Source organism: Jeotgalibacillus aurantiacus (genome assembly GCF_020595125.1).
Taxonomy (GTDB): domain Bacteria; phylum Bacillota; class Bacilli; order Bacillales; family Jeotgalibacillaceae; genus Jeotgalibacillus; species Jeotgalibacillus aurantiacus.
The window spans coordinates 323,634-338,714 of record NZ_JACNMS010000002.1 but is presented as its reverse complement, the minus strand read 5'-3'; the positions used below and the strand labels follow the sequence as shown (position 1 = coordinate 338,714).

Annotated in this window: 18 protein-coding genes; 5 read left to right on the top strand and 13 right to left on the bottom strand. The window is 41.0% G+C overall.

The window, feature by feature from the left end; translation table 11 throughout:
* Nucleotides 1–106 precede the first annotated feature (106 nt).
* Nucleotides 107–709 carry an alpha/beta hydrolase gene (locus tag H7968_RS06490; protein WP_227395392.1) on the bottom strand — a complete coding sequence of 201 codons (603 nt, stop codon included), beginning with the start codon at nucleotides 707–709 and terminating at the stop codon, nucleotides 107–109.
* A 163-nt stretch (nucleotides 710–872) separates the two neighbouring features.
* Between H7968_RS06490 and H7968_RS06485 the strand changes: the two genes are divergently transcribed.
* Complete coding sequence (locus H7968_RS06485; RefSeq protein WP_227395391.1) at nucleotides 873–2,477, top strand: ABC-F family ATP-binding cassette domain-containing protein; 1,605 nt, start codon at nucleotides 873–875, stop codon at nucleotides 2,475–2,477.
* A gap of 36 nt (nucleotides 2,478–2,513) precedes the next feature.
* On the opposite strand, the gene H7968_RS06480 is transcribed toward H7968_RS06485, so the two are convergent.
* The 4 genes from H7968_RS06480 to H7968_RS06465 form a co-directional block, all read right to left on the bottom strand.
* Nucleotides 2,514–2,966 carry a YkvA family protein gene (locus H7968_RS06480; protein WP_227395390.1) on the bottom strand — a complete coding sequence of 151 codons (453 nt, stop codon included), beginning with the start codon at nucleotides 2,964–2,966 and terminating at the stop codon, nucleotides 2,514–2,516.
* A 96-nt stretch (nucleotides 2,967–3,062) separates the two neighbouring features.
* Entirely contained in the window at nucleotides 3,063–3,209 is a 147-nt protein-coding gene (locus H7968_RS06475) for a hypothetical protein (RefSeq protein ID WP_227395389.1), read from the bottom strand.
* Between the two features lie 124 nt (nucleotides 3,210–3,333).
* Nucleotides 3,334–3,534 carry a cold-shock protein gene (locus H7968_RS06470; protein ID WP_039809180.1) on the bottom strand — a complete coding sequence of 67 codons (201 nt, stop codon included), beginning with the start codon at nucleotides 3,532–3,534 and terminating at the stop codon, nucleotides 3,334–3,336.
* Nucleotides 3,535–3,756: 222 nt separating this feature from the next.
* Complete coding sequence (locus H7968_RS06465) at nucleotides 3,757–4,035, bottom strand: DUF1232 domain-containing protein (protein ID WP_227395388.1); 279 nt, start codon at nucleotides 4,033–4,035, stop codon at nucleotides 3,757–3,759.
* Between the two features lie 117 nt (nucleotides 4,036–4,152).
* On the opposite strand from H7968_RS06465, the gene H7968_RS06460 reads away from it, so the two are divergent.
* Nucleotides 4,153–5,274 (top strand): AI-2E family transporter, encoded by a 1,122-nt coding sequence (locus H7968_RS06460; RefSeq protein WP_319799479.1) that lies wholly within the window; start codon nucleotides 4,153–4,155, stop codon nucleotides 5,272–5,274.
* Nucleotides 5,275–5,309: 35 nt separating this feature from the next.
* On the opposite strand, the gene H7968_RS06455 is transcribed toward H7968_RS06460, so the two are convergent.
* Nucleotides 5,310–5,651 carry a DUF1033 family protein gene (locus H7968_RS06455; RefSeq protein WP_227395387.1) on the bottom strand — a complete coding sequence of 114 codons (342 nt, stop codon included), beginning with the start codon at nucleotides 5,649–5,651 and terminating at the stop codon, nucleotides 5,310–5,312.
* Nucleotides 5,652–5,735: 84 nt separating this feature from the next.
* Nucleotides 5,736–6,050, bottom strand: coding sequence for an ArsR/SmtB family transcription factor (locus tag H7968_RS06450; protein ID WP_227395386.1), 315 nt, complete (start codon nucleotides 6,048–6,050; stop codon nucleotides 5,736–5,738).
* Between the two features lie 275 nt (nucleotides 6,051–6,325).
* On the opposite strand from H7968_RS06450, the gene H7968_RS06445 reads away from it, so the two are divergent.
* Nucleotides 6,326–6,946 (top strand): 5-bromo-4-chloroindolyl phosphate hydrolysis family protein, encoded by a 621-nt coding sequence (locus H7968_RS06445; RefSeq protein WP_227395385.1) that lies wholly within the window; start codon nucleotides 6,326–6,328, stop codon nucleotides 6,944–6,946.
* 25 nt (nucleotides 6,947–6,971) lie between these two features.
* Nucleotides 6,972–8,159 (top strand): toxic anion resistance protein, encoded by a 1,188-nt coding sequence (locus H7968_RS06440; protein ID WP_227395384.1) that lies wholly within the window; start codon nucleotides 6,972–6,974, stop codon nucleotides 8,157–8,159.
* Between the two features lie 210 nt (nucleotides 8,160–8,369).
* On the opposite strand, the gene H7968_RS06435 is transcribed toward H7968_RS06440, so the two are convergent.
* The 5 genes from H7968_RS06435 to H7968_RS06415 form a co-directional block, all read right to left on the bottom strand.
* Entirely contained in the window at nucleotides 8,370–10,286 is a 1,917-nt protein-coding gene (locus H7968_RS06435; RefSeq protein ID WP_227395383.1) for a vWA domain-containing protein, read from the bottom strand.
* Between the two features lie 9 nt (nucleotides 10,287–10,295).
* Complete coding sequence (locus H7968_RS06430; protein ID WP_406566381.1) at nucleotides 10,296–11,174, bottom strand: ATP-binding protein; 879 nt, start codon at nucleotides 11,172–11,174, stop codon at nucleotides 10,296–10,298.
* A gap of 201 nt (nucleotides 11,175–11,375) precedes the next feature.
* The gene (locus tag H7968_RS06425) at nucleotides 11,376–11,804 is read right to left on the bottom strand and encodes a Rok-like winged helix domain-containing protein (RefSeq protein WP_227395382.1); all 429 of its coding nucleotides are present in this window, start codon (nucleotides 11,802–11,804) and stop codon (nucleotides 11,376–11,378) included.
* A 222-nt stretch (nucleotides 11,805–12,026) separates the two neighbouring features.
* The gene (locus tag H7968_RS06420; protein ID WP_227395381.1) at nucleotides 12,027–12,230 is read right to left on the bottom strand and encodes a DUF6501 family protein; all 204 of its coding nucleotides are present in this window, start codon (nucleotides 12,228–12,230) and stop codon (nucleotides 12,027–12,029) included.
* 58 nt (nucleotides 12,231–12,288) lie between these two features.
* The gene (locus H7968_RS06415; protein ID WP_227395380.1) at nucleotides 12,289–13,359 is read right to left on the bottom strand and encodes a C45 family autoproteolytic acyltransferase/hydolase; all 1,071 of its coding nucleotides are present in this window, start codon (nucleotides 13,357–13,359) and stop codon (nucleotides 12,289–12,291) included.
* 241 nt (nucleotides 13,360–13,600) lie between these two features.
* On the opposite strand from H7968_RS06415, the gene H7968_RS06410 reads away from it, so the two are divergent.
* Entirely contained in the window at nucleotides 13,601–13,735 is a 135-nt protein-coding gene (locus tag H7968_RS06410; protein WP_134371480.1) for a sporulation histidine kinase inhibitor Sda, read from the top strand.
* Between the two features lie 88 nt (nucleotides 13,736–13,823).
* On the opposite strand, the gene odhB is transcribed toward H7968_RS06410, so the two are convergent.
* The gene (odhB, locus tag H7968_RS06405; protein ID WP_227395379.1) at nucleotides 13,824–15,068 is read right to left on the bottom strand and encodes a 2-oxoglutarate dehydrogenase complex dihydrolipoyllysine-residue succinyltransferase; all 1,245 of its coding nucleotides are present in this window, start codon (nucleotides 15,066–15,068) and stop codon (nucleotides 13,824–13,826) included.
* Between the last annotated feature and the right edge of the window lie 13 nt (nucleotides 15,069–15,081).

Here is a 15,081-nt window from a genome sequence, read left to right as displayed (position 1 = left end):
TATGATTATACAGGAAAAGCCTGCGGAATGCAGGCTTTATTTTGCAACGCTGTCTGAAATCTCCTTCAGCAACCGTTTCGATGGTCAGTAGTCATCTTAACAGTTGTTACGCGTTTGAGTCATACCACTTTTTCGCATCGATTACTTCTTCTTCTGTTAACTGATGCCCTCTCTCATACCACTTAACCTTCACATTCGCTCCGGCTTCTGAAAGCAGTGCATCAAGGTCTGTTGTTTCTTCCGGTGGACAGATTGGATCGTTTTTACTCGCTCCGATAAAAACAGGTACATCTGTTAACGGAGGCAGCGTATGGTCGCGCAGCGGAACCATTGGATGATGAAGAATCGCTCCTTTAAGTGAGTCACTGTAATGGAACAGCAGGCTGCCTGCAATGTTGGCACCGTTTGAATACCCGATCGCCAGTACATTATTTCTGTCAAATCCGTATTTCTCTGCTGCCTCACCTATAAATTCATGTAACTCTACCGTTCTTGCTTTCAAATCTTCAATATCAAAAACCCCTTCTCGGATTCTTCTGAAGAATCTTGGCATCCCGTTTTCAGACACATTTCCTCTTACACTCAGAACGGAAGCTTCAGGATCAATCATCTGTGCGATCGGAAGAAGATCCTGTTCTGTGCCGCCTGTTCCGTGCAATAACAGCAGAACCGGTTTTTTTGTAGATCCTTCTTTATAAATATGATGCATGCTTTACTCCACCTTTCCATTCATTTGCGTATCTTTCATCATCTTAACGTAAATTATCTCGAATTAAAAATATTTAAAATCGGGTAGTGTCAGAAATCATTTTCCACTTCTCTTTAATAAGTGCTATAATGTATTGATATGTTTTGCATGGAGGGATAAAGCAATGATACAAGTATCAGATGTCAGTCTCCGCTTTGGAGACCGCAAGCTGTTTGAAGATGTTAATATTAAATTTACACCAGGGAACTGTTACGGGTTAATTGGAGCCAACGGTGCCGGAAAATCCACTTTCCTGAAGATTTTATCAGGTGAAATTGAATCTCAGACGGGTAACGTTTCAATGGGACCGAATGAACGATTAGCTGTCCTGAAACAGAACCATTTTGAATACGAAGAAGAAGAAGTACTGAATGTCGTGTTAATGGGTCACGCACGCCTGTATGAAGTCATGCAGGAGAAAAACGCGATCTATATGAAAGAGGATTTCACAGACGAGGACGGCATTAAAGCCGCTGAACTTGAAGGTGAATTTGCTGAACTGAATGGATGGGAAGCAGAATCAGAAGCTGCTATCCTTCTTCAGGGTCTTGGTATCGGTGAAGACAGCTTTAATAAAAAGATGGTTGAACTGACCGGATCTGAAAAGGTTAAAGTTCTTCTTGCGCAGGCTCTTTTTGGTAAGCCTGACGTTCTATTACTTGACGAGCCGACAAACGGGCTTGATATCCAGGCGATTCAATGGCTTGAAGATTTCCTGATCAATTTTGAGAACACTGTTATTGTTGTATCTCACGACCGTCACTTCCTGAATACGGTTTGTACGCATATTGCGGATCTTGATTTCAGTAAAATTCAGATCTATGTCGGAAACTACGACTTCTGGTATGAATCAAGTCAGCTTGCTCAGAGAATGATGTCTGATCAGAACCGTAAAAAAGAAGAAAAGATCAAGGAGCTTCAGGCATTTATTGCACGATTCAGCGCCAATGCCTCTAAATCAAAGCAGGCAACATCACGTAAGAAAATGCTTGATAAAATCAGCCTGGATGATATTAAACCATCTTCCCGTAAGTATCCGTTCGTGAATTTTGAATTGGAACGTGAAATTGGTAATGATGTATTACAGGTAAAAGATATCAGCAAAACGATCGATGGCGTAAAGGTACTTGATAATGTCAGCTTCACGATGAATAAAGACGATAAAATTGCGCTTGTCGGAACAGATGAAATTGCTAAAACGACACTCATGCGTATTCTGATGGGTGAAATTGAACCTGACAGCGGAAGCTTCAAATGGGGTGTAACGACATCACAGTCCTACTTCCCGCATGATAATTCAGAGTATTTCCAGGGTCAGGAGTCTGATCTTGTGGACTGGTTACGTCAATACAGCCCTGATGATGAAAGTGAAACATTCCTGCGAGGATTCCTTGGAAGAATGCTGTTTTCAGGTGAAGAAGTGCGCAAAAAGCCTTCAGTCCTGTCCGGAGGAGAAAAAGTACGCTGCATGCTCTCCCGCATGATGCTGAAAAAAGCGAACGTACTTCTGCTGGATGAACCGACCAACCACCTTGACCTTGAATCCATTACCGCGTTAAACAATGGATTAATCAATTTCAAAGGTGCGATGATTTTTACGTCTCATGACCATCAGTTCGTTCAGACGATTGCGAACCGGATTATCGATATCACGGACGGTAAAATCATGGATAAGCAATTAACGTACGATGAGTTTCTTGAATGGAATAAAGAACGAGTAGCACAGTAAATAAAGACTGCCTTTACGGGCAGTCTTTTTTTATGATTATTTTTGAAATTTTTTCAACAGAGCTGGCAGTGTTCCTTTTTTCAGTACTTTATCAGAGAGCGCTGCGAGTTTATTAATAATAGCGAGCCCGTCTTCATCTCCAGCCCAGTGATCACGAATAATATCCGGAGACAGATTATTAACGATCGTCTGCAGAATAAATGATGCGACTACCAGATCATCAATAAACCCTCCCGGACCGATTAACCCTTCAGGAATCAGATCCACAGGCAATATAAAATAACTGATGGCACCTGCCACCATGGCTTTGTCTTTACCTGACACGCGCGGGTCCCTAACTACCTGAATAAGAAGATAGAAAATATCCGGGGCAAAGAGCAGATATTTTGCATATTTGTGATTGCGGCCTGTTTTGGATTTCAGGAAATGATCCATCTTATGACGAAGATTAAAGTAGAAATTTTCCTGTTCTTTTTTTGTTTCATTCATCCCGAATTCACTCCTTTTGTATACACCTCCCTTTTCCCTGAATAAATTAAATTTAATCATAAAAAAACCTGCTCGAAGAATAGCAGGTTTGATGGTTTACCACCAGAATGGTTTTTTATTTTCAGGTATCTCTTCTTTTTTTTCAGCTTCTGCTTTTTGTTTTCTGAAATCCCAAAAGGAATCAAACGGATGTGTTCTTTCCTGTAACTCTTCCTTTTTCTCGACCTTTGCTTTTTTATCCATACACCTCTGCCCCCTTTTGAATAGTGTATTCAACTGGTGAAAGCGTGTATAGGCAGGGTGAAGGTTTAACCAGAGCACATAAAAAAACCGCACTGCCGGAGCAGAGCGGTTTTTATATCAACAATTACAGTTTTACAACGTTAGCAGCTTGTGGTCCGCGGTTGCCTTCAACCACTTCGAATTCTACCTGCTGGCCTTCGTCAAGAGACTTGAAGCCTTCGCCAGTGATTGCTGAGAAGTGTACGAATACGTCGTTTTCTCCTTCAACTTCGATGAATCCAAAACCTTTTTCTGCGTTAAACCATTTTACTGTACCAGTTTTCATTATGAAAAACCTCCAAAAAATAAATTGACAATATGCAAACTTACCACAAAAGAAAAATTCACATATTACAAAAAGTACCGTGCTTTCCGATCACTCTTTGTAATATGTGAATCTTATCATGCAGGTATTATTGCTATTGACTTGTTATCCTTATTATACATCCTTCGAATTAAATGTCAAACACATTCAGAGGATTAAATTCCTTTTTTTTCTCATTGACTATTATTTCAGCAGTCTGTGCTTTACAGCTAGCTCTTCAGGGGCCATCTTGACTGTTAACTGGAGCAAAAATGTCACAATAGCCAAATCATCTGTTAAACCGAATAGGCCGAAATAGTCCGGTAGCAGATCAACTGGAAGTAATAGATATGTGACAACCAGTCCGGCCGGGATCAATTTTTTTATAGGGTGAACGTGTTGTGAGGTAAAATAGTCTTTAAAAAACGGAAATGATTTTTTTAATGTGAATAGAAATTTTATTCTTGATAAAAATTTTGGCATTGTTCATCCCTCCTCTTCCTTTTACGCAAAAAGATATCGAAAGTTTCATATATTTTATTCGCATCATTCTTTCTCCTGATGTATGATAATGACAATCATACATAGGAGGGAAACAGTTTGAACGAATTGGCGAAGTCAAAATGGTTCAGGTTCGGTTTTGGTTTAATCACGATCCTGGTCATCATTTATCTTGCAAATCTTGTAGATTTTATTTTTACACCCATTGTAGTAATTGTCACTACATTGTTCGCCCCAATTGCTATAGCAGGTGTACTATACTATCTTCTCAGGCCGATCGTGGCTTTTGTAGCAAAATACATACCGAGGGGAATTGCGATTTTACTTATCTATCTCGCGGGAATAGGGTTGATCGTTGGAGCCGTATTCCTGATTGGTCCACCGCTATCGAGACAATTTAATGCGCTTGTGGAAAACATACCGACCATTTTCAATGAACTGTCAGGGGTGGTCATGAACCTTATTCAGTCTGAATGGTTTAAAAATTTGCAGGAACAGCAGGATTTTTCTATTCAGGATATCACAGAACAGGTTGCGGATTATCTTCAGGGAACCCTATCTTCTATAGGCTCGAATCTAATGTCTTTCATTGGTGTCATTACCAATATTGCCATTGTCATTGTGACCATTCCTTTTGTTCTGTTTTATATGCTGAAGGATGGACAAAAGCTTCCGGAACAGTTTTTACGCTTCACTCCTGAAGAGTTCCGTCCGGAAGGCAGAAAAGTGCTGCAGGATATGGATATTGCCTTAAGCTCCTACATTCAGGGACAGTTAATTGTCAGCTTCTGTGTAGGTGTTCTGCTGTATATTGGATACTTAATCATCGGGCTGGAATATACGATTGTTTTGGCACTTGTCGCGATGCTGACAAACGTGATTCCGTTTGTAGGACCGTTTATCGGTACCATCCCGGCTGTGATTGTAGGTTTTATCCAATCTCCACTGACCGCTTTACTGGTTATTGTCGTGGTGATCGCTGCCCAGCAGATTGAAAGTAACCTGATTTCCCCTCAGGTTATGGGGAAAAAACTGCAGGTTCATCCTCTTACAATCATTTTCCTGCTGCTAGTTGCTGGAAGCTTTGGTGGTCTGCTTGGGCTGATCATGGCTGTTCCGACGTATGCAGTAGGTAAAGCCATTGTTGTTAACGCCTATAGATTTGTAACGATCCGCAGGCAATATGATGAGAAAAAAATAAAGAAAAGTAAAATGGTATAAAAAAACCGGAAAGCAAATTTGCTTTCCGGTTTTTTTTAATCGATCAGTTTTTCAAAAAAAGCTTTTTCATCGTCATTCATCTGATTTGTTGTGTATGGCTTATCATTGTGCAGAATAAGCAGACCATAGTAAATCTGCAAATCGTCATCACAATCTTCACAAAAGAAAAAATCGTCATCATTCCAGTACGCGAACTGGGTCGCTCTCTTTACACGCACATGTTTGCATGCCTGCTTGAGTTCATTTGTCCGATTGCGGAAAATTTCGAACGCTTCCGATTTTTCAATTGTATTCCACTCCTGTGTAATATCCTGTTCCCAGCCCTCCAGAAACCACCAGGGCTCTGCATCGCTTTTTAACTGGATAATACGCCACATAGCCAGCACCGCCTTTCTTTTTAAGTGCTAACTTAAGTGTACAGAAGGAACAGTTAAAAAGGAATGGATATGCTCACGCAATGGTTAGGCCATCACGTGATCAAGTTCACCGTTTTTTACAGGTTCAATAATTTTGAGAACGAGTGGATAAAACTGTGCAGTATGATCAAGCCGGTAAAGAATTCTCTTCCCCTGCCGCTGTTCTTTGATCAGATTTGCATCTTTTAATTTTTTAATGTGCTGGCTGACTAAAGGCTGGCTGATTCCGAAAAGGTGAACAAAATCAGATACGGTCCAGTCGTCCTGTGCCATTTTTTTGGCCATAATAAGGCGAGTGCGATCGCCGAACAGGCGATATATATCAGCAACCTCATCAGCAAAGAAGTAAAATTGACTCATGCAGTGACCCTCTCTTCCTGAAAATATAAAACTTATGACTTATATTATTACCTATTTACTATTATTATATACATAGAAATGAAAAAAAACTATCGAACTTGGTATTTTTTTCGTTTTTAATAGTCTTTAAGTCTGTTTTGATGTTTCAATAGCCCCTGCTTGAATGAAATGGCGGAATAGTAGACAATGGAATAAGAGGAAATGTACATGGATGAAACTTATTCTGCACCTATACGTATAACGACATAAGAAGTCTTTTTAAGGAGAAGATGGAGATGAAACCATTTTTATATTTAGCTGCCCGCCTTGGAATATCGCTTCCTTCAGCGAGCCTGACCTGGCTGACATCTTTATTTGTATTTAATGCTGAGTTTTGGGAGGCTTCCTTACTTGGACTTGGCGGAGGGATCATTCCGTTTTATACGATGAAGTTTTTTCAAAACAGGTCACTGATGCGATCGTACGGACTCACCCGTCAGGAATATAAATATATTCATGAAAACCTGAAAGAAGCACAAAAGAAAATATCCAGACTTCAGGGCAAGCAGTTTCAGATTCGTTCATTGTCTGCAATGAGACAGTTGAATGATATGATTAAGTTTTCAAGACGGATTTTTTCGATTGTTAAAAAAGACCCTAAACGTTTTTATGCTTCCGAGCAATTTTTCTTTTACCATCTTGACTCGGCGGTTGAATTAACCGACAAGTATACAATGCTTGTTACGCAACCCGTAAAAAATAAGGAAGTACTGTCATCACTTGAGGAAACTAGAAAAACGTTACATGAATTAAATTCTTCACTTGAAGAAGATTTAATGAAAGTGCTGTCGAACGATATTGATACGCTTCGCATCGAGCTTGATATGGCCAAAAAATCAATAGAACAGAAATCATAAGCCTTTTATATAGGGAGGAACGATTATGTCGGATCAAAATCAGTACAATACGGATTTAAAAGATAAAAATACGATGATGGATGACCTGCTTTCAAACCCTTTTGGTGACCAGGAGCTTGTCAATGTCAATGAAACAAAGACATCCCCTGCACCAAAAAGAATGGCTGATATGCTGTCTGAACAGGATCGTAGACAGGCAGAACAGATCTCACAGCAAATTGACCCGGGTGATCACCAATCCATTCTTCAGTACGGGACAGCTGCTCAATCCAAGCTATCGAACTTCTCACACTCTATGCTTGACCATGTTCAGAGAAAAGATGTTGGACCGATTGGCGATATTTTGAAGGAATTGATGGACCGGCTCGAACAGATCAATCCGGATGAATTGTCCAATGAAAAGAAAAATGTCTTTTCAAAGCTGTTTAACAGGGTCAGCAGCTCGGTAAATGAAATCTTATCGAAGTATCAGAAGGTCGGAGCTCAGGTAGACCGGATCAGTGTCAAGCTGGACCATTCAAAGAAATCACTGATGGATGATATTCAGATGCTTGACCAGCTGTATGATCAGAATAAAGCCTATTTTCAGGCACTTAATATTTATATTGCCGCAGCTGAACTGAAGCGGGACGAGCTTGAACAGTCAGTAATTCCTGCTCTCCGTAAAAAAGCTGAACAAAGCAATGATCAGATGGCTTATCAGGAAGTAAATGATATGATGCAGTTTATGGACCGGCTCGATAAAAGAATTCACGACCTGCAGTTAAGCAGACAGATTACGATCCAGAGTGCCCCGCAGATCAGGATGATACAAAATATTAATCAGGCACTGGCTGAAAAAATTCAGGCTTCCATCTTAACGGCAATCCCTCTGTGGAAAAATCAAATCGCCATTGCCCTTACTCTTTTCAGGCAGCAGCGTGCAGTAGAGGCTCAAAAGCAGGTTACGAAGACGACAAATGAGCTTCTGTTGAAGAATTCAGAGATGCTGAAAACGAACAGTATAGAAACAGCCAAAGAAAATGAACGTGGCATTGTTGACATCGAAACGTTAAAAACAACGCAGGCTAATCTTGTTCAGACCCTTGAAGAAACGCTCCGTATTCAGCAGGAAGGCCGTGAGAAACGCCGTTTGGCAGAAACAGAGATCCAGTCGATGGAGGCTGAATTAAAGCAGCAGCTTCTGCAATTAAAAAATAATAATAACCGATAAGAAAACAGCCCGGCGATGTTGCCGGGCTGTTTTCATGACTGTTTTTTTGATTTCGGAAATCTTCTTCGCACTGTTTTCCAGTGCTCCTGATTCAGCTGCTTGTTAAACCGGATCATATCTTCGAGAAGTGCCTGATGAAAGGGATGCAAGTTCAAGTCTCCTTTTATCATGCATTATGACCTTTTTTAAAGAGCGATATTCTTTCCGCTTCTAAATACTCTTAATAAGCAACCTTTTCAGCAGTGGGAAAAGAACATCCGGAAGCTCCTGAACATCCTGGACAAATAAGCTGTACTTCCCATATATATTCTGGATAATCTGCTTTTGGGATTCTGGGATCTCAGATGTTGATAAGAAAACGTTCATAACCTGTATGCCCTGCTTGCGTGCAGATAATACGGCTTCATGCGTATCAAGGATTCCGTTTTGGCTGTAATCAGCCGCTGCCGGTTCACCATCTGAGAACACGAGCAGAAACTTCTGTTTTTCCGTCCTTCTGACGAGCCTTTCTGTCATTAGACGGATCGCATATCCATCACGATTATCTTCCTCCGGCTGAAGCTGCATGATCGCCGCTCCGTTTTGAGAATAAATGGATTGATCATATGGGATGACTGTTTTCAAGTGGGATGGGTATTTACTGCTTCCGGCTTTTGCAGCGTCCTCCCAGAATCCTGTGATCTCATGAGGAACCTGAATCGACTTTAAGGCTTCATGAAACAGTACAAGACCTTTTTTTGTTTCGTCCATTTTGTCATACATTGAAGCGGAGCAATCGAGCAGTAATGTGAAAGTCGCGTCAATTTTTGGTGACTCTTCATTTTTCTTATAAAAAACACGCGGCTGTTCATCTGTAAAAAACGGGATCAGCTTTTTACTCAGCCTTCCTTTGACAAGGTGCGTTCTTGGCAGTATTTTTTTATGATCAAGCGTTTTTTCAATCATTTTCTGAAGCTTTTTCTGATAATGGGTGATGTCTTTTCGGTAAATCTGATAATGAGCGTGATCATCTGCTGATGATGGTCCCGCTTCTTCAAAAACGGCATATGCCTGTTCATTATCTTTACCGTATTGACCTGATCCCCCATCATTTTTTTCCTCAAGTTTACGTTCCACTTCCTGCTGATCAAACTGATTTTTAGAGGATTTCTTCGTACTGCCCTGTACAGAACCTAACGCCTGCTCCTGGTCATCACCTTCTCGGGCGGCATCTGCCTGAATGGAGGTTTTTGTTCCGGCCTCAAGATCAAACTGGAGGAACGATTCCCCTTTTTCTTCTGTTTCTCTATGCCAGCTTTTAAATTCTTCCTCTACGGCTTCCTCTTCCCCGTCAGGTTTTTCTTTTTCGGCATCATCATTAATGAGGGGATCTTTTCTTTTAAGATCATCAAAGGTCAGACCCTCTTCCCAATCCTTCATCGTTTTCTCCGGAAGATGAAAGTACTCATTAAGCATATCTTTACGCAACAGCTCATCAAGTACCTCACATACATTGCGACAGATTGACGCCACATCTGCTGTTGTTTTTACGTCATGTGACCGTTCGATCTGCTGGGTCAGATACGGTTTTGCCAGGTTCACTTCAGGATGAATATCAGGCCAGTCAGCAACGGGTGTTTCTGCAAATATGTGAAGGTATAGCAAATTAAATAACGCATCTGTTGTGACACCTTTTACTAAATGTACATTCAGCTGTGATTCAAAGTACTTCCGGTAAAGTCTTCTTCTCGTTGAAAAAGCTTTTTTTGTCCCCGCTCTTTTCAGCTTGACGATTTCTTCGACTCTCAAGTCCTCAATCACCATAAAAAGCTGCTTGGCGAAAGATGGTATGGACAGTGTTTTCGTAAACGCGATAAAGCGGTTAATCTCTTTAACATCTGAATGATTTAACGACCCTTCTCCACGCAAATAAACGTCAGAGATCAGTCCTTGCCATTCATCTTCAGCTGAACGATGGTCCCAGAAATGGCTGACGAATATCGTTTTTTCCGGTACATCTAGATAGTTACTAGGGCTGTATTCCACAGTCATTTCTTTTTCTTTCGTTAAAGTTTTGGCAAGATCGATCAGCTGCATGAGCTGAAACGAATTTATGTTTTCATCATTAAACTGAATAAAACGCTGCATACCCACACCTCATCCGAAAATGGTTTCTGCAATATTTCTGACTGCTGCCTGTTCGCGTTCATCCTCAAGTTTATCAGTTATACCCCGTTGTACCGCTCTTATTGGCGGCATGTAAAGAGCCAGATCACATGTATCGAGCAGCGCACGAATCGAAGCGGCTTCTTCAGATACCTGTCCATTTTGCACCTGGGTTAATAAGTCTCCTGACAGTTGAATAAACTGATCGATTAATACGTCGTTTCTCAACTGACTTTCATTTTTAATGACTGTTTTAAGTGTTTCTCCTGAAATATATGGCACATCAATAACGACAAAGCGGTTTTTCAGCGCTTCATTTAATGGCACGGTTCCGACATATCCTTCATTGATGGCAGCTACGACTTTAAAGCCTTCCGCTGCCTGAATCACTTCATTGGTAAAAGGGTTCGTGATCGTTCTGCGATAATCAAGCACTCCATTAAGGATTGGCAGTGTTTCCGGCTTTGCCATGTTGATTTCATCAATGTAGAGGATCTGTCCTTTTTTCATCGCCTGAATAACAGGACCCTCGACGAAGGTAATGACAGATTTACCATCAACCTGTTCAATGGTTTTAAAGCCGAGCATGGCTTCTGCATCAAGGTCAACAGAACAGTTAATGCTGTACATCGGCTGACGGAAAATGGAGCTGACTGTCTCGGCCAGCTTTGTCTTGCCCGAACCGGTAGGCCCCTTTAATAAAATATTCTTTTTCAACGCCATACTGACAACCGCATCTGCTAAAATGGCGGGATCATCAGAGGTATAGCCGCCAGTGCCTATTCTCCTTTTATCCTCCTCAGGGGATTCAGGTGTATTATTTATCATATCCATAATCTCTTCGGGTAACTGATCTAAAATGTTCGTCATGTTTAATCATCCTTTTTAAGTCATTACTCAATGATTCATTCTATCGTTGTTTATACGGTATTTTCAACTTTTGTGTGACCTTCAAATCTTACTCGTAAAAATCCTTATTGCTTTCGTAACATGGCAGGAGTAAATTGGTCATCTCCCTACATATTTAATCAAAAAGCATGGACGATGAGTCCATGCTTTTTGGTCTGCAGATTATTTTTGAGATTCATAAATATAAAGACCGCGATCCAGCTTTCTCACATTCGAGTCTTTTTTCTGTATTGTCTTCATAAATGTTGTGATATTGGCAACTTTATACCCTGTTTCTTTTTCAATAAAGTCCTGAATATCCGTTCCTTTAATCGGCTCAAGGGTGCTTTTCAAGATGGTAAACGCTGCTTCATGCATCCTCTTGGATTTTCCAATATCCTTTACTTTACGAGGCTTTTCAGTTGCCGCAGGCAGTGGATTGTTCTCTTCAGTCGCCATTTGTGAGGAAACAGCAAGGCCTTCTTCTTTATCCAGCTCACGCAGTCGTGTAAGAATGGCTTCTCTTTCTTTTCTGAACTCATTTAAGATCCGCTCTTCAGAATCAACCATTTGCTCGAGCCTGATTTTCAAAGCCGTTCTTTCATCAAACATTCGGTTCTCTCCTCAATAAATCAAATTAGTATATGTTCATTATAATTTGAAAGAAAATGAATGAAAAGAAATATTTTTGAGCAATGTGGTCATTAACTGCTGTTATATCAGTCTTTTCATCGTTTTTCCATTATATGTAAAATACTATATACGGGTAAGCGATGAATATTAAACTACAAAAGAGGCCTCATTCAGGGCCTCTAATGTTTATCATTCAGCTGTTTATACAGCTTCAAAATAGTTTTTGTAAAAACCGCCGATCTTTCCGCTATTATCAATAATAAAGATAAATTCCTCGGTTTCATTTTTTACGTCATATGTTTTTCCTACCGTCAGTACATTATTAACAACGTACTTTGCAGCATTATCGTGTACACACTTAACCTGCTTAATGGTTTCACGCTTTTCCCAATCCAAGTGAATCATCCATTCAGACCCCTTTCCTACGTTTGTATGATCAGTATATCGTTTAACCATCCGCTCATCAAGAAGATGTTGAAGGTTGATTCACGTGACTGAACGCTTCTGCTGAATCAATTTTGCCGAAAACTTTTGTCACAGGAAAACGTTCTCCCTGAAGCCACTTACCAAAATCGATTTCCAAGGGAACCGCATTTTGTCCGGCTCCAAAAAACATTTTTAATGTTGAAGGCTGATATACAGCGGTATGAATCGTACCAGCCCAGCTTCCATAGTTCTTTTTGAAAATCCCATATGCAGGATCGTTGAACTTCTTAAAGGCCTCCAATGGGTTATGTGCTGTTTGCCCCTGCTGGTGGATCATATGAAGTCTGCTGATGGATTCCTTTAGCTGATAACGGTTTTCAGATGATTTTATCGAAGTTTCAAAATGATTTGTGCAGGCTGTGTCCATTTCCTCATTACGGACGGCGACCCCGAGTGCGGAAGCTTCTACGACAGCATGTTTACCGTGTGCATCATAAAGCGTGTAATTAAAGGCGTGCCGATGAGGAATCTCTTTTAGCATCGCTACGGCTTCATCTGTGGTTGAACAGCTGTCGAGCAGAAAGCGGGCGATAATCGAGCATGTAAAGCCTTTACCGGGGTTTTTCCGGTTAACAAAATGAAAACCAACACAAAGTCCTTTTTCATTCATTCCATCAATTCTTCCTATCATTCTTCCTGCAACCCCGATGGATGCGTAACCTCTTTCTGGTTGCCACAGCATCAGCCTGCCTTCGTATGTTTTAGGGTGATAATCATAATTACGGGCAAAATAGCCCTTTTTCATGAGTACTGAACAGCCTGATTTTTTCCAGTCCTGCTGCCAGCCGGAATATTCGTGAATTACTTCCGAAGTGTCCCAAGCCATGACAGAGCTGAGCCCTTCCAGCTCATTCCACAGCCCAGGAGAAAATTGATCAAAATAAGACTTCGCGATTTTTTCATCCGTGTGATACGCTTTTTTTGAGCGGTCACGCCGTTTTACGTGAGAATGATAGAGAGGGGTCTGTTGAAATAATCTTCCTGCCTGTTTTCCAAGTTCAAAGTGGGACCCCCTTCCCTTAATTACATCGAGGTGGAACTGCTGCATAAGATCATGTCCTTTTTAACCTAATTATGTCGTAACTGCACTGTTGTTTCCACTATGAAGGCTAATATAAACATGCTGATTTGCTTAGACTTCGACATGATTAACAAAAATAATACTTAAATAATACAATTCAGTAACAATGATGGAATGCTGTTGATGACACCTCAAGATGAGCGTATAATATGGTTAATGGAATTATTAGAATATTCCATTAAAAAGATCACTAAGGAGGTTTCATCCATTGAAAATTTTGAGTAACGAACAGCTTTTATCCGCTTACCGTGACGCTGAGAAACATGGAGAACACGATACTCAGGTGATTTTACGCAAGGAAATTCAAAAAAGAGGCATTAACGCCGGACGAAACAGAAAATAAGGGCTACATACACGCAGACATTGTTCTGCGTGTTTTTAATTGGTCAAAAAAAGGTGAAGCCTGATGAGTCAGGCTTCACCTTTAATCATTAACCTTCAAGAAGAAGATCTTCCGGATTCTCCAATAGTTCCTTGACCATTTTCAGGAATCCAACCGCTTCTTTTCCATCAATAATACGGTGATCATAAGAAAGTGCCACGTACATCATTGGACGATTGTGTGTACGTTCTGCATCAATGGCAACCGGACGCAACTGGATCGTGTGCATACCGAGTATACCAACCTGCGGGCCATTTAAAATTGGTGTTGATAACAGTGAACCGAATACGCCGCCATTTGTGATGGTGAACGATCCTCCCTGCAAATCACTTAATTGAAGCTTTTTGCTCTTCGCTTTTTCAGCAAGGTTTACAATTTCCTGCTCAATCTCTGCGAAGTTTTTACGGTCACAGTCTCTGACGATTGGGACAACGAGACCGTCCTCAGTAGAAACTGCTACACCTACATCGTAATATTTTTTCAGAACGATTTCGTCTCCGTCGATCTCAGCATTCACATACGGGTACTTCTTAAGTGCTGCAACAACTGCTTTCGTGAAGAAAGACATAAATCCAAGACGGACGTCATGCGTTTCAAAGAAGCGGTCTTTTTTACGTTTACGCAGATCCATCACATAAGTCATGTCGATTTCATTAAATGTTGTCAGCATGGCTGCAGTCTGCTGTACTTCTACCAGACGATTTGCAATGGTCTGGCGACGGCGAGACATTTTTTCGCGGACAACCGGTTTAGTATCTTCTTTCTTCGGTGCAGACTCCTGCTTTGCTTTTGGTGCTTCCTTTTTAGGCTCTGAAGCAGCAGGCTTTGATCCGTGATTCTCAACATCCTGTTTTCTCACGCGGCCCATCGGATCAACCGTCGATACTTCAGAAAGGTCGATTCCTTTTTCTCTTGCCAGCTTTCTTGCTGCAGGAGATGCAATCGTACGGCCTTTCTTCTCTTCTGCTACTTCAGCCGTCTTCTCCTTGCTTTCCTGAGCCGGACTCTCTTTCGGTGCTTCTTCAGCAGTCTCAGGAGCTGATGCTGTACTTCCGCCTTCACCAGCTTCAACGATGGCAATAACCTGTCCTACTTCAACAGTGTCTCCTTCATCGGCTTTCAGTTCCTTGATAACGCCGGCCTCTTCTGAAATCACTTCAACGTTTACTTTATCTGTTTCAAGTTCAACGATGTATTCGCCTTTTTCAACCTGATCCCCAGGCTGTTTAAGCCATTGTGCGATTGTACCCTCTGTAATTGATTCAGCTAATTCTGGAACTTTAATTTCTGCCACTGCGACTTCCTCC

Coding starts and splice junctions, on each gene's coding strand:
- H7968_RS06490 (WP_227395392.1), bottom strand. CDS start 709: ATGCATCATATTTATAAAGAAGGATCTACAAAAAAACCGGTTCTGCTG.
- H7968_RS06485 (WP_227395391.1), top strand. CDS start 873: ATGATACAAGTATCAGATGTCAGTCTCCGCTTTGGAGACCGCAAGCTG.
- H7968_RS06480 (WP_227395390.1), bottom strand. CDS start 2,966: ATGAATGAAACAAAAAAAGAACAGGAAAATTTCTACTTTAATCTTCGT.
- H7968_RS06475 (WP_227395389.1), bottom strand. CDS start 3,209: ATGGATAAAAAAGCAAAGGTCGAGAAAAAGGAAGAGTTACAGGAAAGA.
- H7968_RS06470 (WP_039809180.1), bottom strand. CDS start 3,534: ATGAAAACTGGTACAGTAAAATGGTTTAACGCAGAAAAAGGTTTTGGA.
- H7968_RS06465 (WP_227395388.1), bottom strand. CDS start 4,035: ATGCCAAAATTTTTATCAAGAATAAAATTTCTATTCACATTAAAAAAA.
- H7968_RS06455 (WP_227395387.1), bottom strand. CDS start 5,651: ATGTGGCGTATTATCCAGTTAAAAAGCGATGCAGAGCCCTGGTGGTTT.
- H7968_RS06450 (WP_227395386.1), bottom strand. CDS start 6,050: ATGAGTCAATTTTACTTCTTTGCTGATGAGGTTGCTGATATATATCGC.
- H7968_RS06445 (WP_227395385.1), top strand. CDS start 6,326: ATGAAACCATTTTTATATTTAGCTGCCCGCCTTGGAATATCGCTTCCT.
- H7968_RS06440 (WP_227395384.1), top strand. CDS start 6,972: ATGTCGGATCAAAATCAGTACAATACGGATTTAAAAGATAAAAATACG.
- H7968_RS06435 (WP_227395383.1), bottom strand. CDS start 10,286: ATGCAGCGTTTTATTCAGTTTAATGATGAAAACATAAATTCGTTTCAG.
- H7968_RS06430 (WP_406566381.1), bottom strand. CDS start 11,174: ATGACGAACATTTTAGATCAGTTACCCGAAGAGATTATGGATATGATA.
- H7968_RS06425 (WP_227395382.1), bottom strand. CDS start 11,804: ATGTTTGATGAAAGAACGGCTTTGAAAATCAGGCTCGAGCAAATGGTT.
- H7968_RS06420 (WP_227395381.1), bottom strand. CDS start 12,230: ATGATTCACTTGGATTGGGAAAAGCGTGAAACCATTAAGCAGGTTAAG.
- H7968_RS06415 (WP_227395380.1), bottom strand. CDS start 13,359: ATGCAGCAGTTCCACCTCGATGTAATTAAGGGAAGGGGGTCCCACTTT.